Consider the following 25011-nt stretch of genomic DNA (forward strand, 5'->3'; position numbering starts at 1 on the left):
CGGACGAGCAGTGAGCTTGCGAGCCCCGCAGGTCCGCGCGAAAGTGACACAGCGCCTTCGCAGGCCGCCCCGCTCGTTGTGGATGCGCGAACTGGCCGCAGGTCACCCGACGGGGGCGGACTTCAGCCACGACAGGGCAGCCCGGTGGTAGGCGACGGCGAACTCCAGCGCGCTGGCGTCGTACGTCTCGCCGTCCCGTTTGGCGTTCTTCACCTGCTCGCGGACCTGGGCGAGGGCCTCGGTGTGGTACTCGTTGGCCGAGGCGTACAGGCCCTTGAGCTGGCTGGCGGAGTGCAGGTTGCCGAACGCCATCCGGAGCGCGATCGGGTTGCGGATGGTGTCCCGCCCCGGGTTCTCCGCGAGCCAGCGGGAAAACGTCCGTTTTCCGCTGGCGGTGAGTGCGTACGGCTGGCTCATCCGCGGGCCCGGCTTACCGAGCCGCACGAAACCCCGCTCAGCCAGCACCGGCAACTCGCGGTACACCTGACTGCGGGTCATCGACCAGTACGGCGCCAGACGGCGCTCAGCGGCGGCCATCAACTGACCGCCTGTCATCGGGCCCTCGTGGAGGAGGCCGAGCAGGGCCGCCGCCGTAGGGTTGACTCCGGAATCCGCCATGCCCACTACGCTGCCACTTTGCGAACCCGGCGTCCAGGATTTGCCGGTTTGCCACCCAACAGGACTTCCTAAGTGCACTGTCGGCGGCAGACTGTCCGTTGAGGACTATCGATGGATTGCGACCTCCGGGCGTCCGCCGGCGGCGCTCACGCGCGCCGCCGGCGGGTAGTCGCCGGTCAGCCCATGTGCGGGTACGTGTGGTCGGTCGGCGGAACGAAGGTCTCCTTGATCGTCCGCGGGGAGACCCAGCGGACCAGGTTCAGCCAGGAGCCGGCCTTGTCGTTGGTGCCGCTGGCGCGGGCGCCACCGAAGGGCTGCTGCCCGACCACCGCGCCGGTCGGCTTGTCGTTGATGTAGAAGTTGCCGGCCGCGTACCGCATCCGCTCACCGACCGACTCGACGACCCGGCGGTCGGTGGCGAACACCGAGCCGGTCAGCGCGTACGGGGCGATCGACTCGGCCTGCGCGACCACCTCGTCGAAACGGGCGTCGTCGAACACGTGCACGCCCAGGATCGGCCCGAAGTACTCGGTGGTGAAGGTCTCGTGGGCGGCGTCGCCGCACTCGAAGAGGGTCGGTCGCACGAAGTAGCCGACCGAGTCGTCGGCGGTGCCACCGGCCAGCACCCGGCAGCTGTCGTCGCCGGCGATCAGCTCCAGCGCGGCGGTGTGCCGGGCGAACGCCTTGTCGTCGATCACGGCGCCACCGAAGTTGCTGAAGTCGGCCACGTCGCCGTAGGTCAGCGAGTCGGCGGTGGCGGCCAGCCGGTCCCGCAGCCCACCCTCCCAGATCGAGCGCGGCACGTACGCCCGCGACGCCGCCGAGCACTTCTGCCCCTGGTACTCGTACGCGCCGCGGATCAGCGCGGTGTGCAGAGCGTCCACGTCGGCGCTGCTGTGCGCGACGACGAAGTCCTTGCCGCCGGTCTCGCCGACCAGCCGCGGGTAGCCCCGGTAACGGGCGATGTTGTCGCCCACCGTCCGCCACAACTGCTGGAAGACCTTCGTCGAACCGGTGAAGTGGATGCCGGCCAGCTCCTGGTCGGCGAGCACGACATCGGAGACCTCCTCGCCCCGACCGGTGACCATGTTGATCACGCCGGGCGGCAGGCCGGCGGCCTCGAACAGCCGCATGGTGAAGTGCGCCGCGAACTGCTGGGTCGGGCCCGGCTTCCAGACCACCGTGTTGCCGAGCAGGGCCGGCGCCGACGGCAGGTTGCCGGCGATGGCGGTGAAGTTGAACGGGGTCACCGCGTAGACGAAGCCCTCCAGCGGGCGGTGGTCGAAGCGGTTCCACACGCCAGGCGAGGACGCCGGCTGCTCCTCCAGCAGGCGACGCGCGAAGTGCACGTTGAACCGCAGGAAGTCGATGAACTCACACGCCGCGTCGATCTCCGCCTGGATCGCGGTCTTCGACTGGCCGAGCATGGTGGCGGCGTTGAGGGTGTCGCGCCAGGGACCGGCGAGCAGTTCGGCGGCGCGCAGGAAGATCGCGGCGCGCTCCTCGAAGGGCAGCGCCCGCCACATCGGCGCGGCGTCCTTGGCCGCCTTCACGGCGGCGCGCGCGTCATCGTGGGTGGCGTGCCCGGTCACCCCCAGCACGTGGGCGTGCTTGTGCGGCTGCACCACGTTGATCGGGTCACCGCCGGCCATCCGCTGCTCACCGCCGATGGTCATCGGCAGGTCGATGCGCTCGGCGGCGAGCTCGGTCAGCCGCCGCTGGAGCCGGTCCCGGTCGGGGCTGCCCGGCTCGTAGTTGCGAACCGGCTCGTTGCGCGGCTCGGGAACGGAGAACACGGCATCCATCAAGGCTCCTGGCGATCTCGACAGCAGTGGCGAAACCGGACCCGCAGGCGCCGACCGGACGGCCGGACACCGGACGCCGCACGGGAGGCCGAGCAGCGGCGGGACCTCAGGTGATTCTCCCATGACGAGCCGCACGACCCACCTCGGCCACCGCCCTACGTCAAGGACCGCCCCACCCCTCCTCCCCTTACCGACCGGCCTCGATCCGTCCCACCGTCCCGGGGCGACAGCAGCCTCGATCCGTCGCGCCGCCCCGGGGCGAGAGGCAGCGTCGATCCGTCCCGCCGTCCCGGGGCGACAGGCAGCCCAGCGGGCCCGCGTACCCTGAATGGTCGGTGACCTGCCGCCTCGAAGGGGAGACGATGACCAAGCAGCCCGGCCGCGTCCCGGCCGCTGAGTCGGACGAACCGGCGGTCGACGCGGCCAGCGCCGGCAGTCGGCCGCTGCCCGCGCCCGGCGCCGCGGTGCTCGCGTTGCTGGCGCTCGGCTGGCTGGCCGCCATGCTCTGGTCCACCCGGGAGGCCATCACCTCGGCGGCGGCCGGGGTCACCGCGATCAGCCTCTCCGCGTTCGCCCTGCCCGGCGTGATCTCGGCCGCGCTGGTGGCCGGGGCGGCCGTCGCGGTGGCCGGTGGAAACCTGCTGGCCCGCCGATACGGCGACTGGGCCACCCTGCGCTTCGCCGGGGCCATCGGCGGCGGAATGCTGGTCGGGCTCGCCGCCGCGGTGGCGATCAACCTCACCTACTTCGACACGTCAACCACCAACGTGATCGCCGGCACCACGGCCGCCGCGGCGATCATCGGGGGCGCGCTGGCCGGCGCGCGGACCGCCCCGGCGATCGGTGCGGTGGTCACCGCCGCGCTCGGCACGCTGATCTTCGTGGTCGCGTTCAGCCGCGCCCGGGACCCGCTGTTCGACCTCTTCGGTGCCGGCGACAGCCAGGCATCGTTGATCAACGCGGCCAAGTGGGTGTCCCGCACCGAATCGCTCGTCGCCGGGCTGCTGGCCGGGCTACTGGCCTTCGGCTACCTGACCTGGGCACGACGTCGAGCCGTCCGCCGCGATCCCGAGGCCCCGGCGCTGCGCTGGCCGGCGTACCTGCTCGCCGGCGCCGGGCCCGGACTCCTCCTGCTGCTCGCCGAGATGATCATCCGGATCGGCGGCCGGTCCCTTCTCGACCTCGCCAGCGCGCTCAGCGAGGCGGACGCGGTGGCGCAGACCTCACTGGGCACCTCGCGGGTGGACAACGGCATCTGGGTGCTCTTCGTGGGGGCGCTGACCGCGCTCATCGCGTTCGGCCGCACGCTCAGCCCGGCCCACGGCGACGACGACGAACCGGCCGACAGCCCGAGCCCTGTCGCCGACCAGGTCGACCCGGAGGACGACAAGCCGGGCTACTCCAAGGCGTTCGACGCGGACCCGGCCGAGACGTTCGACGACGACGCAGCTGAGACGTTCGACGCGGAGCCGGCCAAGGCGAACCCCGCCAAGGCGGACCCGGCCCGCTGACACCGGGCGTGGGCCGGTGTCCTGCTCAGGCCGCCCGGGGCCGGCGTTGTGCTCGCTCAGCGGCGGCCGGTGCTCGGCTTTCGTTCGGCTCACGCGGGCCCAGGGGTCCGGCTCACGCGGCGCGGGGTTCCGGCTCACGCGGCCCGGGGGTCCGGGTCACACGGGCCGGGGGTCCGGGTCACGCGGCCGGGCCGGTGTCCGGCTCAGTCGCTTGCGCGTAGGAGCTGGTCCAGCTCCGTCACGTCGTACCACTCCAGCTCGTGGTCCTCGGCGCCGTCGACGGTGAACTGGGCGTCCGGATCGCCAGCTGCTGCCTCGGCCACCACGTCCGCCGCGGCGCCGACCTCGTCGGCCGCGTCCGCGCCGTCCACGTGGATGGCCGCGACAGCACCCACCGGCACGGTGTCGATCAACGTCACCGCGCTGGAGCCCAGCTCACCGTCACCGCGTCCGACCGCAGCCGACGGCAGGTCGACCGAGACGACGACGCGACGGCGAGGAGCCTTCGGGTCGGCCCGGAGCAGGTGCAGGGCGTCCTGGGCAGCCCGGGTGAACGCGACGTACTCCAACTCCTCCTCGTCGCCCTCCGCGTACCACTCGCGCAGCGCCGGGGTAACGGCGTGCGCCTGCTCGGCGGCCAGCCCCTCCTCGCGCAGCCGGGCCAGCATCGGTACGGTCGCCGGCACGTACACCCGGACAATCTCGTCGGTCACCGGTCGTCTCCCCGCGTCGTCCTCCACCGGCGGCCGCCGGCACGGGCGCAGATCATGCCGCACGCCGTGACCGTCATACACCCCGCCTCCGGCCGGAGGAAGTTCCCAGCCGGTGTGTCCCCGCGGTTGCCCCGACACCAACCGGGTTTGGATGCTGGGCCGTCGGGGCTGTCGGTGGCAAACTGAGCCAAACGACATCAACCCCGGGAGTTCCTGTGGAGCCGAGGTTCCTGCTGCTCTCCGACGTGGCCGCTGAGCTCAACGTGTCGGACTCGCAGGTCTACCACATGGTGCGCAGCGGTGAACTGCCGGCGATCAAGATCGGCGGGCGCGGTCAGTGGCGCGTCGAACGCGCTCGCCTGGAGGAATACATAACGCGCAAATACGACGAAACCGCAGAGTGGGTGCAGGGCAACCCACTGGTGGACCGCGACCCCGAGTAGCAGAGCAGCGCCTTACTTGGCCCGGTCCACCCGGCCTGCCCGCCCGGCCTGGCCCGCCCGGTGACCCGCCCGGCCCGACCCGCCCGGTCTGACCCGCCCGGTCTGACGCGCTCGGCCTGGGCCCGCCTGCCCTGGCCCGCATGTCCTGGCCCGCATGTCCTGGCCAGCACGGTCTGGCCCGGCGGCGGCCTAGCCTGCCCACCTGACCCTCTCTGCCCGCCCGGCCGAGCCGCCTGGCCCTGATCGCTGCGGGTTGCCTGCCGCGCTCGGTCTGACCCGCTGCCCCCGCCTGGCCTTGTCTGCCCGCCTTGCCTCGTCCGCCGCCCGGCCTGGCCCGTCAACTGGCCCACCTGGCCCACCTGGCCATGATCCACTCGGTTTTACGGAAGTCGGGGTATTGGGGCCGACTGGACACCGCGATATCAAGGAACGCGAGTGGATCATGCGCTTTGCCACGCGGCCGCTCGCCCGAAGCCATTGACCGAGGCCGCTTCGTCGCTCAGAATCGAGCTTGTCGGAGGCAAACGTAAGCAAACGCAAGATCAAGGGGGCCATGATGAGCGGAGCGCTACCCGGTCCTTCCCGACCACCCGTGCGGCTGCGCCCCGTCCCGCCCTTCGACCCGCCGTACGTCGACGAGACCGACGGGTCGTACTGGCCGTCGCCGACGGACGGTCAGCTCGCCCTCGATCTGTTCGCCTCCACTCGACCCAACCCGGTCCGACCGCCGGAGCGGCGAGCAGTCCTGCGCCCGGTGCCCGGCCGGTCCACCATCACCCACCCCGCCGCGTCGTTGCCGCCGGCGACCGCTCCGGAAACCACCCGAGCTGCGCACCGCTTCGTCGGCACCTGCCTGGAGGTGGTCAACGGTTATCGCTCGCCGGCTCAGGTGCGTGCGCTGCTCGACCCGGCGCGAGCGGGCGACCTGCTGACCGAACTCGCCCGCGCATCCAGCCGGGCCGGGACATTCCGCCGCCGCACCGGCCGACCACTGGTCCGGCTGCTACGCCTGCGAGTCTGCGAACCTCGGGAGGCGGCGGTGGAGGCGGCAGCGGTTTTCACCGGTGCGGGCGGCCGAAGTTGGGCGATGGCCCTGCGCCTCGAGCATCGCCGGGGCCGCTGGCTCTGCACCGCCCTACACGTGCTTTGACCACACCGCCCAGTCGATCACTCAAACGCCGCCCGGCCCGACCCACCGAGCACCCCCAAGCCGGGCTGGCCGGACCCAGCCGAACCGGACCGGGACCGGGCCGAGCCGAGCCGAGCCGAGCCGGACCGAGCCGGACCGAGCCGAGCCGAGCCGGACCGAGCCGGACCGAGCCGGACCGAGCCGAGCCGAGCCGGGACCGAGTCAGACGGGACCAAGCCAGACCGAGCCAGACCGAGCCGAGCCGGGACCGAGTCAGACCGAGCCGAGCCAGACCGAGCCAGACCGGACCCGGGCCGGAGCGGACCGGACCGAGCCCGAGCGGCGAGACTGGTTGATCCACTCCGGTTTCAGGAAAGCGCGCCATCGGGCTGCCGGTGATGCCCCGCTTTCCGGAAAGGCGAGTTGATCGTGGGTGCCGGCCTTTGCGTATTCCGGGAAGAGGAGCCGAGATGGGCGGTTTGTCGGGGAGACGGGGCTGGAAGACACCGACGGGCCCCGGCCTGCTCGGCCGGGACCCGTCGATTCAGACGCTGTCAGTGCGGGCGCTGTTTGTCAGTTGCCGCCGTTGGGGGCGCCGTGGCAGCGCTTGTACTTGCGACCCGAGCCACACGGGCAGGGCGCGTTGCGGGACGGGCCGTTGCTCGCCTCCGCCTGGTTCGGTGCCGGCCGACGGGCGGCGGCCGACGGAACAGCCGGCCCCCGCAGCCCCGATGCCGGCCGCTGCGGTGCGGACGGTGCGCTCTGCCCCGGTGCCGCCGGGGCACCCGGAGCCGGTCGACCCACACCGAGCGCCGGAGCCTGCTGCTCGGCCTGCTCCACGGCGACCGCACCGGGGCTGGCCTCACCGTCGATGGTTGGCGCGGAGTATTGCAGCCCCTGCCGACGCGGTGCCTGGTTGAGGCCCTTGGCCCGGATCTCCACCGGCTTGTCGAGCAGCGTGACCTCGTCGGCTCCCGCCTCCGGCTCCGGCTCGGTCACCTGGACGTCGATGTTGTAGAGGAAACCGACGGTCTCCTCCTTGATGCCGTCCATCATGGTGGCGAACATGTCGAAGCCCTCGCGCTGGTATTCCACCACCGGGTCGCGCTGGGCGTACGCCCGGAGGTTGATGCCCTCCTGGAGGTAGTCCATCTCGTAGAGGTGCTCGCGCCACTTGCGGTCGATGACCTGGAGCAGCACCATCCGCTCGAGTTGGCGCACCCCCTCGGTGCCGAGCTGCTCCTCACGCCGGTCGTACGCGGCGTTGGCGTCCTCCTTGAGGCGGGCCACCAGGAAGTCGGCGTCCATGCCGGCCCGCGAGCCGCCGGCCTCCTCTTCCAACTCCTCGATCGTCACACCGACCGGGTAGAGCTGCTTGAGGCTGGACCAGAGCTGCTCGAGGTCCCAGTCTTCGCCGTACCCGTCGGAGGTGGCACCCCGCACGTACGCCTCGACGGTGTCGTCGATCATGTTGCGGACCTGGTCGGAGAGGTCCTCACCGTTGAGCACCCGGAGCCGCTCGGCGTAGACGACCTGGCGCTGCTTGTTGAGCACCTCGTCGTACTTGAGCACGTTCTTGCGGATCTCGGCGTTCTGGCCCTCGATCTGGGCCTGGGCGCTCTTGATCTGCCGGGTGACCATCTTCGACTCGATGGGCACGTCCTCCGGGATGTTGAAGCGCTCCATCACCGCCTCGACCGCCCCGGCCCGGAAGCGCCGCATCAGCTCGTCCTGCAGGGACAGGTAGAAACGGGACTCGCCCGGGTCACCCTGCCGGCCGGCACGACCGCGCAGCTGGTTGTCGATCCGCCGGGACTCGTGCCGCTCGGTGCCCAGCACGTAGAGGCCACCGGCGGCGGAGACCTCGTCCGCCTCGGCGTCGCAGGCCTGCTTCCAGGTGGGAAGGACCTCCTCCATCGCCTTGGCGTACTCTTCCTCGTTTTCCACCGGGTCGAGGCCGCGCTGGCGCAGCTCGTTCGCGGCGAGGAACTCGGCGTTGCCGCCGAGCAGGATGTCGGTGCCGCGGCCGGCCATGTTGGTCGCCACGGTGACCGCGCCCTTACGCCCTGCCTGGGCGACGATCTCGGCCTCCCGCGCGTGGAACTTGGCGTTCAGCACGTTGTGCGGGATGCCGCGGCGGCGCAGCAGTTGGGAGAGGATCTCGGAGTTTTCCACCGAGACGGTGCCCACCAGCACCGGCTGGCCCATCTGGTGCCGCTCGGCGATGTCCTCGATGACGGCGTTGAACTTGGCCTTCTCCGTCTTGTAGATGACGTCCGGCCGGTCCTCGCGAACCATCGGGCGGTGGGTCGGAATGGTCACGACGCCGACCTTGTAGACCTTGTTGAACTCGCTCGCCTCGGTCTGCGCCGTACCGGTCATCCCGGACAGCTTCTCGTAGAGGCGGAAGTAGTTCTGGAGGGTGATGGTGGCCAGGGTCTGGTTCTCCTGCTTGATCTCCACCCCCTCCTTGGCCTCGATTGCCTGGTGCATTCCCTCGTTGTAGCGACGGCCGTGCAGGATGCGGCCGGTGAACTCGTCGACGATCAGGACCTCACCGTCGCTGACGATGTAGTCCTTGTCGCGCTTGTAGAGCTCCTTGGCCTTGATGGCGTTGTTGAGGTAGCCGACCAGCGGGGTGTTCACCGACTCGTACAGGTTGTCGATGCCGAGCCGGTCCTCGACCTTGGCGACGCCCCGCTCGGTCACCGCGATGGTGCGCTTGGAGTGGTCGACCTCGTAGTCGCCCTCGCCGTCGGTGCCGGGCTGGAGCCGTGCCACCACACCGGCGAACTCGCCGTACCAGCGGGCGGAGTGCTCGGCCGGGCCGGAGATGATCAGCGGGGTGCGGGCCTCGTCGATCAGGATGGAGTCGACCTCGTCGACCACCGCGAAGTTGTGCCCGCGCTGCACCAGCTCGTCCTTCGACCAGGCCATGTTGTCGCGCAGGTAGTCGAAGCCGAACTCGTTGTTGGTGCCGTAGGTGATGTCGCACTCGTAGGCGGCCTTGTGCTCGGCGGCCGGCCGGTTGGGCAGCACCACGCCGACGGTCAGCCCGAGGAACTCGTGCACCCGGCCCATCCACGCCGCGTCACGCTGGGCGAGATAGTCGTTGACGGTGATCACGTGGACGCCCTTGCCGGAGAGCGCGTTGAGGTAGACGGCCATGACCGAGGTCAGCGTCTTACCCTCACCGGTCTTCATCTCGGCGATGTTGCCGAAGTGCAGCGCCGCGCCGCCCATCACCTGGACGTCGTACGGGCGCTGGCCGAGCACCCTGGCGGCCGCCTCGCGGGCCACCGCGAACGCCTCCGGCAGCAGGTCATCGAGGGTCTCACCCTCGTCGAGCCGCTCCCGGAACTGTTCGGTCATGCCGGCCAGTTCCTCGTCGGTGAGGTTGACGTAGTCGTCCTCGATCGAGCTGACGGCGGCGGCGATGGCCTTGAGCCGGCGCACCATGCGGCCCTCGCCCGCGTTAAGGACCTTTTCCAGAATCGACACGGATCAACGCTCCCCTAGACAGTCTCGAACCATCGTAGGCGCTCCATCGGCGCGATGGTCACTGGTGGCGGTGCTCGACCCCGCAGAACCCGACATAACTCGCGTCCCTCGCCCGCACCAAACGTTATCCGGTTACGCCGTCGGCGAACGCTGCGGCAGGATGCACGAGTGGAGCCCGTGGAGATCATCGAGGACGGCGTGCTGCTGCGGCGCTGGCGAGAGGCGGATGCCGAGGCCGTACACCGAGCCTGCCAGGACCCGGACATTCAGCGCTGGACCACCGTACCGCGCCCGTACCTACCGGAACACGCTCACGGATTTGTCACCGAGATGAGCCGGAAGGCCTGGGCCGAGGGGACCGGGGCACCGTTCGCGGTGTGCGACCCGAGCACCGGGGAGCTGCTGGGTTCCAACGGACTCGTCTCCGTCGACAACGACGGCACCGGTGAGGTCGGCTACTGGACGGCGCCCTGGGCGCGTGGTCGAGGCCTGACGGTCCGGGCCACCCGGGCGGTGGCCCGCTGGTCCTTCGACACCCTCGGGCTTCGTCGACTCATCTGGCAGTCAGAGGTGGGCAACCACGCCTCGCGGCTGGTGGCCCTCCGGGCCGGCTTCCGGATCGACGGCCGGCTGCGGCTGGCCGACCCGGCCACGCACGGCGGCGCGGACGGCTGGATCGGCTCGCTGCTGCCGGGCGAGGTGCCCGCCGCCGGGTCGGCCGGGCCGGCCGGCCGGGGCACCCTCGCCGCCCGGCGGGCCGCCGTCTTCGGCCGCCCACAGCCCGTTCTGTTCGCCACCACCCGGGCCGGCGAGCTGCGTCTGCGGCCCATGGAGGAGAAGGATCTGGACGCCGTGGTGCAGACCTGCCGGGACCCGGAGAGCATCCGCTGGACGACGGTGCCGGACCCGTACGAGCGCGCCGACGCCCAGGGCTACCAGGCTTACAGCCGGGACGCCTGGGCTCGGGGGGACGCCGCCTGCTTCGTGATCGCCGACCTCGACGACCGGTACGTGGGTTCGCTCGACCTGCGGCTCTCCCCCACCGACCCACTCTTGGCCGACGTCGGTTTCATGACCGCACCGGCGGCCCGGGGTCGGGGCTATCTGCCGGCCGCGCTTGTCGCGATCAGTGCCTGGGGCTTCAGCACGTTGGGCGTGGCTCGGATCGAGTGGAGGGCGAACGTGGGCAACACCGCCTCCCGCCGGGCCGCGGAGAAGGCAGGCTTCCTGGTCGAGGGGACGGCCCGGGGCGGTGTGCAGCACCGGGGCGAACGGGTGGATGTGTGGGTCGGGGCGCTGCTCGCCAAGGATCTCGGATGATCCCGCCGCCGGTGGTCGAGGCGCACGGGGTACGGCTGCGCCCGTTCCGCGCCGAGGACAGCGCCGATGTGGTGGACGGCTGCGCGGACCCGCTGACTCAACGGTTCGTGTCGAACCTGCCGATGCCGTACACCGAGGCCGATGCCCGTTGGTGGATCGACGTCGGCGCCCCGGCGGCCTGGACCGGGGGCGGCGCGGCGTACGCCGTCGCGGACCCCGCGACCGATCGGCTGCTCGGCGCGGTGGGGTTGAACAACCCGGTGCCCGCCCGGGGCCAGTTGGAGATCGGCTACTGGCTGCGGCCGGCGGCGCGCGGGCGTGGGCTGGCCACTGCGGCGACGCGCGCGCTGAGCGAGCACGCGTTCGCCGCCGGGACGGCCCGACTGGAGTTGCTCACCGAAGCGGGGAACGGCCCGAGCCAGCGGGTCGCGTTGGCCGCCGGGTTCCGCTACGAGGGTCTGCGCCGGTCGGCAGGTGCGTCCCGCGACGCGGGCCGGCACGACCTGCTGGCCTGGGTACGCGTCGCCGGTGATCCGACCGGCCCGACCGCCCGGCTCCTGCCCGACCTGCCCGGCGGGGTGCTCACCGACCAGGTGGTGGCGCTGCGCCCGCTCGCGCCGGCCGACGCGGCGCTGATGTACCGGCTGCACAGCCGACCCGAGGTGGTCGCGAACCAGGCGCCGCCGGTGCCGCCGACACGCGAGGCGATCCAGCGTCGTTGTCGTCTCGCGCAGAGCGGATGGTTGACCGGCGAGATCGCCCGGCTGCTCATCACGGACGTGGCCAGCGGGGAGCCTGTGGGCAGTTGCGGCTTGTCGTACACGGATGTGGCCGCTGGCGAGGCGTCGATGGGCTATGCGTTGCTGCCCGAGTGGCGCGGCCGGGGGTACGCGACGCGGGCAGTCCGCCTGCTTGCGGACTGGGCGTTCGGCGCGGCCGGTATTGCCCGGCTCTCGGCCGGCACGGTGCCGGACAACACCGCGTCGCACCGGGTGCTGGAGCGGGTCGGTTTTCGGCGCGAGGCCCTTCAGCGCGGCCGGTTGCCCGGGCTGGCCGGCGCCCGTCTGGACGACCTGACCTTCGCGCTGCTCCCCGGCGACCTCCGCTGACAGGTGTCGTGGGGTTGCGGTGGGAGTGCCCACCGCAACCCCAACGAACTGCCGGTCAGGTGTCGAGGGAGATGATGCCGTAGTCGTAGGCGTGGCGCCGGTAGACGACGCTGGGGCGGCCGGACTCCTTGTCCTGGAAAAGGTAGAAGTCGTGGCCGACCAGTTCCATCTCGAACAGCGCGTCGTCGATGGTCATCGGCTCCGCTGGGTGCACCTTCTCCCGGGCGATGTGCCACGGTTGGTCGTCGTGCTCCTCTTCGACCCGCTCGGCGACTGCGGTGCCGGCGCGGGCGCCGTCGCTCGGCGCGCTCAGCGCGGAGGGCACCAGGTCCGCGACGGGTAGGCCCGCGGTGGCCTCGGCGACGGAGATCGGTGCGTGCCGACCCCGGTGTACGCGGCGACGGTCGGCCGCGCGGCGCAGCCGGGTGTCGAGCTTCGCGATGGCCGCGTCGAGCGCGCTGTAGAAGTCGTTCGTGCAGGCCTCGGCCCGAATCACCGGGCCCCGGGAAACGCAGGTGATCTCCACCCGCTGGCAGTGGTCGGCCTGGCGCGGATTGCGCTCGTGAAACAGCTCGACATCGACGCGAATAAGTTTGTGGTCGTAGCGTTCGATCTTCGCGAGTTTCTCGGCTACGTGTACCCGGTAATGGTCCGGCACTTCGACGTTTCGGCCCTTGACCACGATGTCCACGTGACCTCCCTTGTTCGGACGGTCTTCGATCCGGTTACCCGGCCGCGCGCCGTGGGGGGACCCGCTGGCGTCGACCGGTTGGTACGGCTACGCCTCCTCTCACCGCCAGGGGCGGTTGGAACGACCTCCTACCCCCGACAGCGAAACGCTAACTCCTGTTTGCCCGGCAGTCACCCCATGTTGCCGAGACGGCCCAGAATTTTTCGCACCTCATACACCAACGGGTGAAACGGAAACACGATCGGTTACGACTGGTGTCTTTTCTCGGTCGCCGCGAGCACCGCGGCGACGCTCGGTGCCCACCCCGTCGCGGTCAGCACCCTGTTCGCGGCGGCGAGAGTCACGCCGGTGGTGACGATGTCGTCGAGCAGCACCACGACCGGCGCCGCACCAGCGGCACCACCCCGGACCGCCCCCGTCGGGCGGGGCCGGAAGGCCGCCTCGGCCGCCGCCGCCCGTCCTGCGCTGTCCAGGCTGACCGAGTCCGGTCGGGGTAGCGCCCGCAGCGGACGGCGCACCCGCACCGCCCAACCGACCCGGTTGAGTCGGGCCGCGCAGTGCCGGGCCAGCCGGTCGAGGTGGTCCCCGTAACGGGAGCGGGCCGCCGCCGCGGTGTCCGGGACCGGAACCAACGCCAGCGGACGAGCCTCGCCGACCGCCGCAGCGACGACTTCGGCGAGCAGGGCGCCGAGCGGCCGGGCCAGCCCGTGCCGACCGTGTTCCTTGTACGCCAGCAGCGCCTCACGCAGCGGGCCCGCGTACGGGCCGAGGGCGACGCAGGGCGGCAGACCCGGCGGAGCGGGGGTGGGGCGGACCGCCCGTGGCCGCAATTCGCCCAGCGCCGCGACACAGGCTGGGCAGACCCCCTGCCGCAGACCGGGTCGGCGCTCCCGACAACCGGCGCAGTCGGCGGGCAGCACCAGATCGGCGAGGTCCGCCCAGAGCCCGCTCACCGTGTCAGTAGAGGAAGAACGGCGCGGAGGGGTTGCTCGGCCGCACCCCGGTCGGCACCGGGGCGATGTCGCGTACCCGGCCGGGCTCGATCCGTTCGAACGGGCTGCTGCGGTAGGCCACCCCGTTCGCCTCGTACATGTAGGCCCCGCTGGGCACCCGCATGCTGCGGTTGCTCGGGTACGCGGTCAGGTGGTTGACCTTGGCGCCGAGGTCGGTCCGCAGCGGCGTCTCCAGCGCGCCGTCGACGCTGATCTCGTAGATCGCCGGCTGGCCGGCCGACCCCGCGACGACCAGCTGGTCCTCCCTGCCCCAGTCGACAGCGGTGGGGTTGGTCAGCGAGGTGACCAACTCTCGGGGCGGGCCGATGGAGACCCCGCCGCCGTCGAGGTTGACCGCGGCGACGTAGAGCCGGCCGCCGGCGATCAAGGCGACCCGCTGGCCGTCCAACGCGGCGGCCACCGCGGTGACCTCGGCGGAGGGCAGGTTGAGCGGCACCGGATACATCCGGGCCGTCTCGTCGAACCGGTAGAGGTGCCCGTCGGCCACCACCAGGCCGCGGCCCGGGCGGGAGTCGACGGTACGCAGCCAGACCGGCCGGCTGATCGAGGAGTACTCGGTGCCGCTGCGGCTGAGCACGGAGACCGGGTCGACGCCCGTGCCCACGGCGAGTCGGTACCGGCTCTTGCTGCTGCCGGTGACAGCCATCGCGGCGAGGATCCGCCCGTCCTTGGCCAGCCCGAGGCTGGCCGAGACGACGTTGCGGTTGACCTCGGGCGCCAGTGGCACCCTGCCGCTGAGCTCGCCTTCGAAGTCCAGTGGGTGGATCGCGCCGTCGTACACGCCGAACCGCTGTGGGCTGGCGGCCTGCGGGTAGAGGGCCTGGGAGGCTCGTCGCTCGTTCAGGTCCACCACCGGTTGCGCGTTGTTGCGGATCTTCAGCTCCAGCTCACCGGGCAGGTCCCCCAACGACCAGGCGATCTGCGTGATCAACTGCTCGATCCCGTTCTGGTCGTCACCGGACATGTCCAGGTTGACCTCCCACCGACCGTTGCCGCCGGTGGCGTTGTTGATCAGCTCGGTGCGGTCCGGCAGCCCGACGACCCCCGGGCGCAGCCAGTCGGAGGGGCCACCGACCAGCCATTTCACCACCTCGTTGACCTGCCGCTCGACAGGCACCGCCTGCGGCCGGTAGCGCTGGTCGGGCACCAGGCGGGTGCGGTCCGAACTCCAGAAGTAAATCGTTTCGTCCTGGTAATACTGACGCAGGGCGGTGTCACTGAGCAGCAGCACATTGGGCGGATTGATGACGTACAGGCCGGCCCGATCGTCATTGACCCCGCCGTTGAACGACGCGCTGCGCAGGCCGAACTCGTACTCCGTCTCGGTCGCCACCGGCGGAGCCAGCGTGCCGTTGGCCCGTAGCACACCGATCTGCTGTACGGCGATCTTCACGGTGGTGGTCGAGTCGCTGTTGAGCGTGTAGACCGCCTCGCGCAGCCGGACCACGTTCAGCGCGACCTCGCTGCCCTTCTTGTCCTGCAGGCGGATCTTGTCCTCCGGGGCGACGAACGCCTTGACCCGCTCGTACGCCCGATCCGGCTCACCGGCGGCGGCGGACAGGAAGTTGCGGACGAACGCCTCGTTCACACTGCCGCTGGCCGTCCGCGTCGGTGGCTCGCTGCCCCGGCTGATCACACCGGCCTCGGTCGCGGCACCACCCTTGCCGTCCACCCGCACGTCGGACGCCGCCGGGATGCCGCAGCCGGCACCCAGCAGCACCATCACGCCGAGGGCCCCGAGCAGAGTCGGTCGTCTCACGAGCGCACCTCCGTCCGCTGCCCGTCCCCGGCCGGAGCCGGGCCGATCGCCAGTGCGCCGCCGGCGCCGGGCCCGATGGCCAGTGGGCCACCGTCGCGGGGGCCGCCGAACGGCAGTGCGGCGTCCGCCGGCACCAGCCGCAGCGGCGAGGTGGTCAGCCGGTCGCCCGCCCGGGCCGGCAGGGTGAGCCGGAACTGCGCGCCCTGCCCGGGAGCACCCCACGCCTCCAGCCAGCCGCCGTGCAGCCGAGCGTCCTCGAGGCTGATCGACAGGCCCAGCCCCGTGCCCCCGGTCTGCCGAGCCCGGGACGGGTCCGCCCGCCAGAACCGGTTGAACACCAACTTCTCCTCGCCCACCTTCAGCCCCACCCCGTGGTCGCGGACGGTGATCGCCACTGCGGTGTCGTCGATGCCGAGCGTGATCAGCACCGGGCGGGCCTCACCGTGCTCCACCGCGTTGCCGACCAGGTTGCGCAACACCCGCTCGACCCGGCGCGGGTCGACCTCGGCGATCACCGGCGTGCCGGGCAGGTCGAGTTCGATCGGTACGCCCACCCGCTCGGCCAGGCCAGCCAGCCGGTCCACGACCCGGTGCACCACCGGCACCAGGTCGGTCGGCTCGGAATCCAGCATGGCGAAGCCGGCGTCGAACCGACTGATCTCCAGCAGGTCGGTGAGCAGTTCCTCGAATCGATCCAGCTCGGCCTGGAGCAGCTCGGCGCTGCGGGCGACCGCCGGGTCGAACTCGTCGCGCTCGGCGAAGATCAGGTCAGCGGCCATCCGAACCGTGGTCAGCGGCGTACGCAGCTCGTGGGAGACGTCCGAGGTGAAACGGCGCTGCAACCGGGACATCTCTTCCAGGCGCAGGATCTGCCGTTGCAGGTTGGTGGCCATCTGGTTGAACGACGCGGCGAGCAGGGCCAGGTCGTCCTCACCGTTGACCACCATCCGCTGGTCGAGCAGGCCCGCGGAGAGCCGCTGGGCGGTCCGTGCGGCGACCCGGACCGGGTTGACCACCAGCCGGGTGACAAGCGCCGCGAGCAACCCGAGCAGGATCACCAGCGCGACCCCGGTGGCCACCACTGTCGCTCGGGCGTCGGCCGCGGTGACGTCCTGCCGGCCCAGCGGCACCAGGTAGTAGAGCTCGATCTGGCCGAAGCGGGTGGGCACCGGCGAGCCGTAGACGAGGTATTTGGTGGTCTCGCCGGTGAGTCGACCGGTGCGGATCTGGCTGGCCACCTTGCCGTCGGCGATCGCGGCCCGCAGCTCGGGGCTGATCAGCGGCTGGACGTTCGCCGACGGGGAGGTGCGGGTCTGGATGTCCTTGGGGTAGTCGTCGGCGGTGATCGCCACCACCACCCCGCTGGTCTGCTGGGGGTCGCCGCCGGCCAGGTAGTTGACCGTGCCGTCGATGGTCTCCTGGAGCTGCGCCTCCTGCGGCTGCCCGTAGAAGGAGACCTGCTTGGCCGCGTAACTGGCACCGCTGGTCACCCGCTGCCGGACGTCGCTGCGAGCGCTGTCGAGCAGGATGGTGGTGATCTTGTCGGCGATCAGGAACGCGAACCCGCCGACCAGCAGGCTGGACGCGACAAGCGTGATGGTCACGACCCGCACCTGGAGCGAGCGGCGCCAGGTCTGGTGGGCCCGACCCACCACCCGGGCGGCCCGACCGCTCAACGCGCGCCAGAACTCCCCGCCGGCGCTGGGCCGGCGGGCCGTGTTCGGGGAGGGTGGGGGTGGCGAGGTCGACACAGTGCGACCAGGCTATCCGGTCCCCGCCTTGTAGCCCACGCCCCGCACGGTGAGGATGATTTCCGGTCGCTCCGGATCTGGCTCGATCTTGGCCCGCAACCGCTGGACGTGCACGTTCACCAGGCGGGTGTCGGCCGCGTGCCGGTAACCCCAGACCTGCTCGAGCAGCACCTCACGGGTGAAGACCTGACGCGGCTTGCGGGCGAGCGCGACCAGCAGGTCGAATTCCAGCGGAGTCAACTTCACCTCCTCGTCGTTGCGGCTCACGGTGTGCGCCGGCACGTCGATGGTGATCTGGTTGTCCGGCGGCCCGATGGTGAGCATCTCGGGGGCGACGTCCTCGCCTCGGCGCAGTCGGGCCCGCATCCGGGCCACCAGCTCCTTGGGCTTGAACGGCTTGACCACGTAGTCGTCGGCGCCGGACTCCAGGCCGAGCACGACGTCCACGGTGTCGCTCTTGGCGGTCAGCATGACGATGGGCACGCCGGATTCCGCCCGGATCGACCGGGCGACGTCGATACCGCTCATGCCAGGCAGCATCAGGTCAAGCAGCACGATATCGGGACGGCTGTCGCGAAATGCGGCCAACGCCCGCTCGCCGTCGGCTACGAACGAGGGCAGGAAACCCTCACTACGCAGCACGATGCCGAGCATCTCGGCGAGCGCGGGGTCGTCGTCGACCACCAGTACGCGGGCTCTCATGGGATTAATATTGCATCCTCATTCAGTTCGGTGGGACCGGCGTCTGCCGGTAAAGGGACAGCGCCGCCGACGGACCTGTCACCGCGACCGACGGCGGCGCCCACGTGCTGCGGCGCCGGCGCTCGGACGGGCCCCGGGCCTGGCTACCACCATGATCCCCCTTCGGCGCCCCCCGGCGCCACCGCAGCTCGGACGGATTCCGCTGTCGCCATCCGGACGACGGTCAGCCGAACAGCCCACGCCCCCAGTGGTCCCCGCCGTCGCGTACCCCGGGCGGGCAGGCGAACACCCCGCTGGAGACGTGTCGCAGGTACTCGTTCATCACGTCGTGCCGCGCCAGCTGGGTCTGGATCGGCACGAACTGACGGCGCGGATCGCGCTGGTAGGCGATGAAGAAGAGGCCCGCGTCGAGCCGGCCGAGGCCGTCCGAGCCGTCGACGAAGTTGTAACCCCGGCGCAGCAGCTGGGCGCCGCCGTTCCGGCTCGGGTGGGCCAGCGTGACATGGGCGTGCTCGGCGATCACCGGCTTCCCGTCCGCGCCGCGGGCGGCGAAGTCGGGCTCGTCGAACTCGTCGCTCCGACCGAGCGGCGCGCCGCTGCCCTTGGTCCGGCCGACGATCTCCTCCTGCTCGGCGAGGGAGGTCCGGTCCCAGGTCTCCACGAGCATCCGGATCTTGCGGGTGACCAGGTACGAGCCTCCGGTCATCCAGTCCGGCCCGTCGCCCGGCTGCACCCACAACTGGTCGCGCAGCAGGTCGGTGTCCTCGGCCTTGAGGTTGGCGGTGCCGTCCTTGAACCCGAAGAGGTTGCGCGCGGTGGCCTGCTCCCGGGAGGTCGACGAGGTGCGGCCGAAGCCCAACTGCGACCAGCGGACGCTCACCACGCCCATGCCGAGCCGGGCCAGGTTGCGGATCGCGTGCACCGCCACCTGCGGGTCGTTGGCGCAGGCCTGGACGCAGAGGTCGCCGCCGGAGAGCTGCGGCTGCAACGCGTCGCCGGGGAACTTCGGCAGCTCGGCGAGGGCGGCGGGCCGCCGGTCGGCGAGGCCGAACCGGTCCCGCCCGTCGGCGTCGCGGAACAGCGTCGGCCCGAAACCGATGGTGAGGGTGAGCTGCGACGGGGGCAGACCGAGCGCCTCACCGGTGTCGTCCGGTGGGGCCTCCGGCATCCCGCCGACCGCGCCGAGGATCCCTGCGTCGCGTCCCGCGGTCATCCGGGCGGCGGCCGCTGACCACTCCTCGAGCAGTTCGGCCAGCCGGGCCCGGTCCTTGGTGATCACGTCGAAGGCCACGAAGTGCAGCCGGTCCTGCGCCGGCGTGACGATGCCGGCCTGGTGCTCACCGTGGAACGGCACCGCTCCGGCCGGGTGGTCGCTCGCCGCGGCCGGGCCGTGGGAGCCGTTCAGCAGTGCCCCCGCGCCGGCCGCCACTCCGGCGACCCCGGCCACCCCGGCGCCGGCCAGGGTGATGGCCCGGCGCCGGGTCAACCTGCTCCCGCTCATCGGCTCGACTCTTTCTGCCTCGTGGTCACTTCGCGACGGCCGCGGCGACCTTGCTGATCGGCTCGGCGAGCGCGTTGATCCCGTCGGAAAGTTCCTTGAGCTCGGCCTTGCTCAGCGCGGTGTGCAGCTTCCACCCGTCGCCGTCGCGGTGCTTGCCGAGCAGTCCCTCGACGTTGGCGAACTCGGTGTCCAGCTGGGTGACCAGCTCCGGCGAGCGCTGTTGCAAGGCGGGGCGTAGGGCGGACACGGCGGCCTTGGAACCTTCGAGGTTGGCGGCGAAGTCCCACAGGTCGGTGTGCGAGTAGCGGTCCTCCTCGCCGGTGATCTTGCCGCTGGCGACCTCGTCGAGCAGTTCCTTGGCACCGTTGGCGAGCTGGAGCGGGGAGAGCTTCTCGGCGTTCGCCTTGGCCACGATCTCCTTGACGTCGACCAGCAGCCGGTCGGCGATCGGGCCGTCCTTGCTGATGTCACCGGACTGCCAGAGGTCCTTCTCGATCCGGTGGAAGCCGGTGAACTCCATCCCCTCCTCGATGACCTCCTCGCGGCCGTCGATCTTGGGGTCGAGGTCGCCGAAGATCTCGGCAACCGGCTCGATCCGCTCCCAGTAGGTGCGGGCGACCGGGTAGAGCGCCTTGGACTTCGCCACATCGCCGGCCTTGACCGCGCCGACGAACTCCTCGGTCTTGTCCAGCAGCGCGGCGGTCTGGCTCTTGATGTAGCGCTGGTAGTTGTCCGTCGCGTCACCCAGCGCGGCGTCGGCGGTGAGCGGCTGCGCCGACCCGCTGACCTTGAGCGCGCCCCGGATGCCCTTGCCGCTCATCCCTGGCTTGCAGGCCGTCTGGTACGTGCCGGCCGGCAACTCCACGTGCAGCTCGCGGCTCAGCCCGGGGGCGATGTTCTCCACCTCGCCCATCACGCGGTCACCGTCGGCGTACACGTAGAACTCCGTCACCTTCGCACCAGAGTTGGTGATCTTGAAGGTGGCGGTGCCGGCGCCGAGGTCGGTCGAGCCGACCTCACAGGCGGTGTCGCTGGCCTTGACCACGATCGGTCCGCCGGACGCGGCCGAGTCACCCTTGTCGGAGTCGGAGCAGGCGGCCAGACCGGCCGTCGCCAACACGCCGGCGGCGGCCAGCGCGAAGAACTGGGTGGTACGCATCTGAGCTGTCTCTCCTCGTGGGTCAGGCACGCTGCGGCGTGGGCGCCGCCTCGGCCTCGGCGCTGGTGTCGGCCCCGCGCTCGGTGACGGTGGTGGTGGTCGCGGTGGGTGCCGGCTTGCGCCGGGCCGGTCGCAGGAAGAGCAGGAGCACTGGTACGGCGTACGCGACCCAGGCGATCGTCTCCAGCACTGTGGGCGCGGGAGTCACGTTGAACATGCCGGCGAGCAGGGCCGCGTACCAGGTGCTCGGGTCGAGCACGCTGGTGATGTCGAAGGCCAGGTTGTTCAGGCCGGGCAGGACACCGGCCTCCTGGAAGTCGTGCACGCCGTACTTGAGGATGCCGGCGGCGACCAGGATCAGCAGCGCGCCGGTCCAGGTGAAGAACTTGCTGAGGTTGATGCGCAGGGCGCTGGCGTACAGCAGCACGCCGAGGACCACGGCGGTGACGATGCCGCCGATCAACGCGAGCAGCGGCCCGCTGTCGCCGGCCGCGCCCTGGGCGGCCGAGTAGAAGATCAGCGCGGTCTCCAGGCCCTCGCGGATCACCGCGAGGAAGGCCATTCCGGCGACGGCGAGGGACCCGACGGCCAGCGCCTCGGTGAGCTTGCCCCGCAGCTCGCCGGCGATGGTTCGGGCGGCCCGGCGCATCCAAAAGATCATCCAGGTCACGAAGACCACGGCGGCGACTGAGGTGATCGCTTCGAACAACTCGCGATCCTCGGAGCGGGACAGCAGCGAGGTCGACGTGTACTCGATCAGCCAGCCGAAGAGCACCGAGAGCGCCACGGCCAGGCCGACGCCGGCCCAGACCTGCGGCAACCGGTCCCGGCGCTGCGACTTCACCAGGAAGGCGACCAGGATGCTGACCACCAGGGTGGCTTCCAGCCCTTCCCGCAGGCCGATCAGGTAGGTGGCGAACATCCGCGCTCCGAGTAGGTTAGGCACGCCTTGGCTGACTTAGGGCAGGCATACCTTCCTCCCTGCTCGGGGCCCTCGTCAAGTCGTTCACGACAAGCTCACTAAGCCCGGGGCGAGGACGACGGCCGCCCGGCGGCCGGCCCCCGTCGCCGCTCGGCTGTGGAAGGATCCCCGCCGTGAGGGGATTCCTGCCGTGGTTGGCCGTGCTGGCAGTGGTGCTGCTGCTCAGCGCGCTACGCCTGCGGGCGCTGGCCACCGTCGTGTCGGTCGGCTGGCTGGTCTGGTGCGTCTGGACGTGGTTCCGGCCCACCCGGCGCGGCCCTCGCTCGGGCTGAGCCGGCGGCGGAGACGCCGACCCCGCCGAGCCTGCGGCGGAGACGACGAACCGGGCCGGCTGCGAACAGCCGACCCGGTCCGGAGATGTCGATCAGTAGCGGTAGTGATCCGGCTTGAACGGACCCTCGGTGGAGACGCCGAGGTAGGCGGCCTGCTCCTTGGTCAGCGTGCTCAGCTTCGCGCCGAGCGCGCCGAGGTGCAGTCGGGCCACCTTCTCGTCCAGGTGCTTCGGCAGCACGTAGACGCCGATCGGGTACTCCTCGGTCTTGGTGAAGAGCTCGATCTGAGCGATCGTCTGGTTGGCGAACGAGTTCGACATGACGAAGCTCGGGTGCCCGGTCGCGTTGCCCAGGTTCAGCAGGCGGCCCTCGGAGAGCACGATGATGGCGTGCCCGTCGGCGAAGCGCCACAGGTCGACCTGCGGCTTGATGTTGACCCGCTCGACGTCGGACCGCTTGGCCAGCCCGGCCATGTCGATCTCGTTGTCGAAGTGACCGATGTTGCCGACGATGGCCTGGTGCTTCATCCGGGCCATGTGCTCGTTTGTGATGACGTCGAAGCAGCCGGTGGCGGTGATGAAGATGTCCGCCTGCTCGACCACGTCGTCCAGGGTGGCGACCTGGTAGCCGTCCATCGCGGCCTGCAACGCGCAGATCGGGTCCACCTCGGTCACCACGACCCGGGCGCCCTGGCCGCGCAGCGACTCGGCGCAGCCCTTGCCCACGTCGCCGTAGCCCATGACGACCGCCATCTTGCCGCCGATCAGCACGTCGGTGGCGCGGTTGATGCCGTCGATGAGCGAGTGCCGGCAACCGTACTTGTTGTCGAACTTGCTCTTGGTCACCGAGTCGTTGACGTTGATGGCCGGGAACTGCAGGGTGCCCGCGCGGTGCATCTCGTAGAGGCGGTGCACGCCGGTGGTGGTCTCCTCGGTCACGCCCTTGATGCCGGCGGCGATCCCGGTCCAGCGCTGGCCGTCCTCGGCGAGCGAGCGGTGCAGCACCTCGAGGATGACCGCGTACTCCTCGGAGTCGGCGGACTCGACCGGCGGGACGACACCGGCCTTCTCGAACTCGGCGCCCTTGTGCACCAGCAGGGTGGCGTCACCGCCGTCGTCGAGGATCATGTTCGGGCCCTGGCCGTCCGGCCACACCAGCACCTGCTCGGTGCACCACCAGTACTCCTGCAGGCTCTCGCCCTTCCAGGCGTACACCGGGACGCCGGCCGGCGCCTCGGGGGTGCCGTCCGGGCCGACGACGGTCGCCGCGGCGGCGTGGTCCTGGGTGGAGAAGATGTTGCAGGACGCCCAGCGCACCTGCGCGCCGAGCGCGACCAGGGTCTCGACGAGGACGGCGGTCTGGATGGTCATGTGCAGTGAACCGGTGATCCGCGCGCCGGCGAGGGGCTGTGCCTCGGCGAACTCTCGACGGATCGCCATCAGGCCGGGCATCTCGTGCTCGGCGAGCTGAATCTCTTTACGCCCGAACTCGGCGAGCGATAGATCCGCCACCTTGAAGTCGCCATCGGCGAGCGTGCTCGGCCGGGCCTCGGACGGCGTACCGCTGGCGGACGCCGGGAGGGTGCTGGTCATGAAAGCTCCTGTCGAACGATGTCTGCGCCGACCCTCCACCTTACGCGCGTCGGCGACGGGCAGCAGGCACGGTCCGCGCACAGCGCACGGGGCGGTCGGTGATGGACGGACTTTCCCGCCCACGTCCCGCCCGCCCCGTGCATCCCCCCGGTTTGGTTCCCCCGCACGTTCTCGGACCGTCGTCGCGATAACGCTGCGTACTCATAGAGTCACACTCAGGCAATGCGGCGTCAAGCTATTCCGGGAAAGTCGGACTTGCGCTGTTCGGTAGCGCGGTCAGCGCAACCCGGACGTCGCCACGAACCCCAGCCCGGCGCCGTCGATGCGCAGCGCCGCGCCGGACGACATACCGATCGCCGCCTCGCCGGAGGCCAGCGTCAACGCGCCGGCACCGTCGTCCACGGTGATCGAGCCACCAGCGCAGAGCACCACCCGGGGGCCGGGCACCGGCAGCGTCACCGAGGGCACAGCAGCGTCCACCCGCACCCGGTGCAGCGCGAAATCGTCCACCGGCACGGGCCACCAGTCCACACCCGGGGCGACCGGCTGCGGGGCTCGCACCGGATCGTCAAGCACCTCGAAGCGCAGCACCCGCAGCAACTCGTCGACGTCCACCCGCTTCGGGGTCAGCCCACCCCGTAGCACGTTGTCGCTGGCGGCCATGATCTCCACTCCGCAGCCGCTCAGGTAGGCGTGCAGGTTGCCGGCGGGCATCCAGATCCCCTCCCCCGCGACCAGCCGAACGTGGTGCAACAGCAGCGCGACGAGCGCACCCGGATCGCCCGGGTACGCCGTGGCCAGCCGGCGGGTCAGCTCCGCGTCCGGGCCGTCGGCAGGCGCTGACACCACGGCGGCCAGCAGCTCGTGCCGCTGGGCGACCGGCCAGCCGAGCAGCGTCCGCACTGCCGTCCGCAGCCCCGCTGGCCCCTCCCGCAACGCGGCGACCACCGGTGCCAACGCCGGTACGCCGAACGCGGCGAGCGCCTCGGCCGACTCCGTCGGGTCGCGGAACCCGCAGAGCGCCTCGAACGGGGTGAGAGCGACAAGCAACTCCGGCTTGTGGTGCGGGTCGGAGTAGTTGCGCTGCCCCTCCGGGCGCCCCGCCTCCGCCGCGTAGCCGGCCTGCGCCTGCTCGGCGTCCGGGTGGGCCTGCAGGCTCAGCGGAGCGTCGGCCGCGAGCACCTTGAGCAGGAACGGCAGCCGCCTACCGAACCGCTCCGACACCCGCTGGCCGAGCCACTGACCTGGTTCGTCCCGCACCAGGTCACAGAGGCTCACCCGCAGACCGGCGCGATCCACGTGCGCCGGGCCGCCCGGGTGGGCCCCCAACCACAGCTCCGCCTCCGGGCCCGCGCTCGGCACCGAGCGCCCCTGGAGGAGGGCGATGGCCGAGCGCGAGCCCCAGGCGTAGTCCCGTATCGGGCCGTACAGTGGCTCCAC

20 protein-coding genes are annotated in these 25011 nt (G+C 71.1%); 6 read left to right on the top strand and 14 right to left on the bottom strand.

Annotated features, from left to right (window positions below; genetic code table 11):
* Positions 1 to 102 precede the first annotated feature (102 nt).
* Positions 103 to 618 carry a PadR family transcriptional regulator gene (locus ABZU74_RS05555; protein WP_091393967.1) on the bottom strand — a complete coding sequence of 172 codons (516 nt, stop codon included), beginning with the start codon at positions 616 to 618 and terminating at the stop codon, positions 103 to 105.
* Positions 619 to 794: 176 nt separating this feature from the next.
* Positions 795 to 2423: an L-glutamate gamma-semialdehyde dehydrogenase gene (gene pruA, locus ABZU74_RS05560; RefSeq protein WP_355418825.1), complete on the bottom strand. Its 1629-nt coding sequence runs from the start codon at positions 2421 to 2423 to the stop codon at positions 795 to 797.
* Positions 2424 to 2785: 362 nt separating this feature from the next.
* On the opposite strand from pruA, the gene ABZU74_RS05565 reads away from it, so the two are divergent.
* A complete protein-coding gene (locus tag ABZU74_RS05565) occupies positions 2786 to 3934 on the top strand; it encodes a hypothetical protein (protein ID WP_355418827.1) in 1149 nt (382 codons plus the stop codon).
* Positions 3935 to 4137: 203 nt separating this feature from the next.
* On the opposite strand, the gene ABZU74_RS05570 is transcribed toward ABZU74_RS05565, so the two are convergent.
* Positions 4138 to 4647 carry a hypothetical protein gene (locus tag ABZU74_RS05570; RefSeq protein ID WP_355418829.1) on the bottom strand — a complete coding sequence of 170 codons (510 nt, stop codon included), beginning with the start codon at positions 4645 to 4647 and terminating at the stop codon, positions 4138 to 4140.
* Between the two features lie 215 nt (positions 4648 to 4862).
* Here ABZU74_RS05570 and ABZU74_RS05575 point away from each other — a divergent pair, with 215 nt between their 5' ends.
* Both ABZU74_RS05575 and ABZU74_RS05580 read left to right on the top strand, forming a co-directional pair.
* Positions 4863 to 5090 (top strand): helix-turn-helix domain-containing protein, encoded by a 228-nt coding sequence (locus ABZU74_RS05575; protein ID WP_355418831.1) that lies wholly within the window; start codon positions 4863 to 4865, stop codon positions 5088 to 5090.
* A gap of 553 nt (positions 5091 to 5643) precedes the next feature.
* The gene (locus ABZU74_RS05580; protein WP_355418833.1) at positions 5644 to 6240 is read left to right on the top strand and encodes an Rv3235 family protein; all 597 of its coding nucleotides are present in this window, start codon (positions 5644 to 5646) and stop codon (positions 6238 to 6240) included.
* Between the two features lie 552 nt (positions 6241 to 6792).
* Here ABZU74_RS05580 and secA read toward each other — a convergent pair.
* On the bottom strand, positions 6793 to 9720 hold the full coding sequence (gene secA, locus ABZU74_RS05585; protein WP_355418835.1) for a preprotein translocase subunit SecA: 2928 nt from the start codon (positions 9718 to 9720) through the stop codon (positions 6793 to 6795).
* A gap of 168 nt (positions 9721 to 9888) precedes the next feature.
* Here secA and ABZU74_RS05590 point away from each other — a divergent pair, with 168 nt between their 5' ends.
* Positions 9889 to 11040 carry a GNAT family N-acetyltransferase gene (locus ABZU74_RS05590; protein WP_355418837.1) on the top strand — a complete coding sequence of 384 codons (1152 nt, stop codon included), beginning with the start codon at positions 9889 to 9891 and terminating at the stop codon, positions 11038 to 11040.
* Complete coding sequence (locus ABZU74_RS05595) at positions 11037 to 12149, top strand: GNAT family N-acetyltransferase (protein WP_355418839.1); 1113 nt, start codon at positions 11037 to 11039, stop codon at positions 12147 to 12149. The genes ABZU74_RS05590 and ABZU74_RS05595 overlap by 4 nt, the downstream gene beginning before the upstream one ends.
* Before the next feature lie 55 nt (positions 12150 to 12204).
* Here the strand turns inward: ABZU74_RS05595 and raiA are convergent, their stop codons facing one another.
* The 8 genes from raiA to efeU form a co-directional block, all read right to left on the bottom strand.
* The gene (gene raiA, locus ABZU74_RS05600; protein WP_355418841.1) at positions 12205 to 12840 is read right to left on the bottom strand and encodes a ribosome-associated translation inhibitor RaiA; all 636 of its coding nucleotides are present in this window, start codon (positions 12838 to 12840) and stop codon (positions 12205 to 12207) included.
* A 245-nt stretch (positions 12841 to 13085) separates the two neighbouring features.
* A complete protein-coding gene (locus ABZU74_RS05605) occupies positions 13086 to 13793 on the bottom strand; it encodes a ComF family protein (protein WP_355418843.1) in 708 nt (235 codons plus the stop codon).
* A 4-nt stretch (positions 13794 to 13797) separates the two neighbouring features.
* Positions 13798 to 15576: an LpqB family beta-propeller domain-containing protein gene (locus ABZU74_RS05610; protein WP_355419141.1), complete on the bottom strand. Its 1779-nt coding sequence runs from the start codon at positions 15574 to 15576 to the stop codon at positions 13798 to 13800.
* 32 nt (positions 15577 to 15608) lie between these two features.
* Positions 15609 to 17363 carry an MtrAB system histidine kinase MtrB gene (gene mtrB, locus ABZU74_RS05615; protein WP_355418845.1) on the bottom strand — a complete coding sequence of 585 codons (1755 nt, stop codon included), beginning with the start codon at positions 17361 to 17363 and terminating at the stop codon, positions 15609 to 15611.
* 12 nt (positions 17364 to 17375) lie between these two features.
* Positions 17376 to 18065 (bottom strand): MtrAB system response regulator MtrA, encoded by a 690-nt coding sequence (gene mtrA, locus ABZU74_RS05620; RefSeq protein ID WP_030331519.1) that lies wholly within the window; start codon positions 18063 to 18065, stop codon positions 17376 to 17378.
* A gap of 223 nt (positions 18066 to 18288) precedes the next feature.
* Entirely contained in the window at positions 18289 to 19566 is a 1278-nt protein-coding gene (efeB, locus tag ABZU74_RS05625) for an iron uptake transporter deferrochelatase/peroxidase subunit (protein WP_355418848.1), read from the bottom strand.
* A 25-nt stretch (positions 19567 to 19591) separates the two neighbouring features.
* Entirely contained in the window at positions 19592 to 20725 is a 1134-nt protein-coding gene (gene efeO / locus ABZU74_RS05630; protein WP_355418850.1) for an iron uptake system protein EfeO, read from the bottom strand.
* Between the two features lie 22 nt (positions 20726 to 20747).
* Entirely contained in the window at positions 20748 to 21647 is a 900-nt protein-coding gene (gene efeU / locus ABZU74_RS05635; protein WP_355418852.1) for an iron uptake transporter permease EfeU, read from the bottom strand.
* Positions 21648 to 21820: 173 nt separating this feature from the next.
* On the opposite strand from efeU, the gene ABZU74_RS05640 reads away from it, so the two are divergent.
* Entirely contained in the window at positions 21821 to 21979 is a 159-nt protein-coding gene (locus ABZU74_RS05640) for a hypothetical protein (protein WP_355418854.1), read from the top strand.
* A gap of 92 nt (positions 21980 to 22071) precedes the next feature.
* On the opposite strand, the gene ahcY is transcribed toward ABZU74_RS05640, so the two are convergent.
* Both ahcY and manA read right to left on the bottom strand, forming a co-directional pair.
* The gene (gene ahcY / locus ABZU74_RS05645; protein WP_355418856.1) at positions 22072 to 23571 is read right to left on the bottom strand and encodes an adenosylhomocysteinase; all 1500 of its coding nucleotides are present in this window, start codon (positions 23569 to 23571) and stop codon (positions 22072 to 22074) included.
* 276 nt (positions 23572 to 23847) lie between these two features.
* Positions 23848 to 25011 carry a mannose-6-phosphate isomerase, class I gene (manA, locus tag ABZU74_RS05650; RefSeq protein ID WP_355418858.1) on the bottom strand — a complete coding sequence of 388 codons (1164 nt, stop codon included), beginning with the start codon at positions 25009 to 25011 and terminating at the stop codon, positions 23848 to 23850.

The organism is Micromonospora sp. NPDC005171 (genome assembly GCF_040608575.1).
Taxonomy (GTDB): domain Bacteria; phylum Actinomycetota; class Actinomycetes; order Mycobacteriales; family Micromonosporaceae; genus Micromonospora.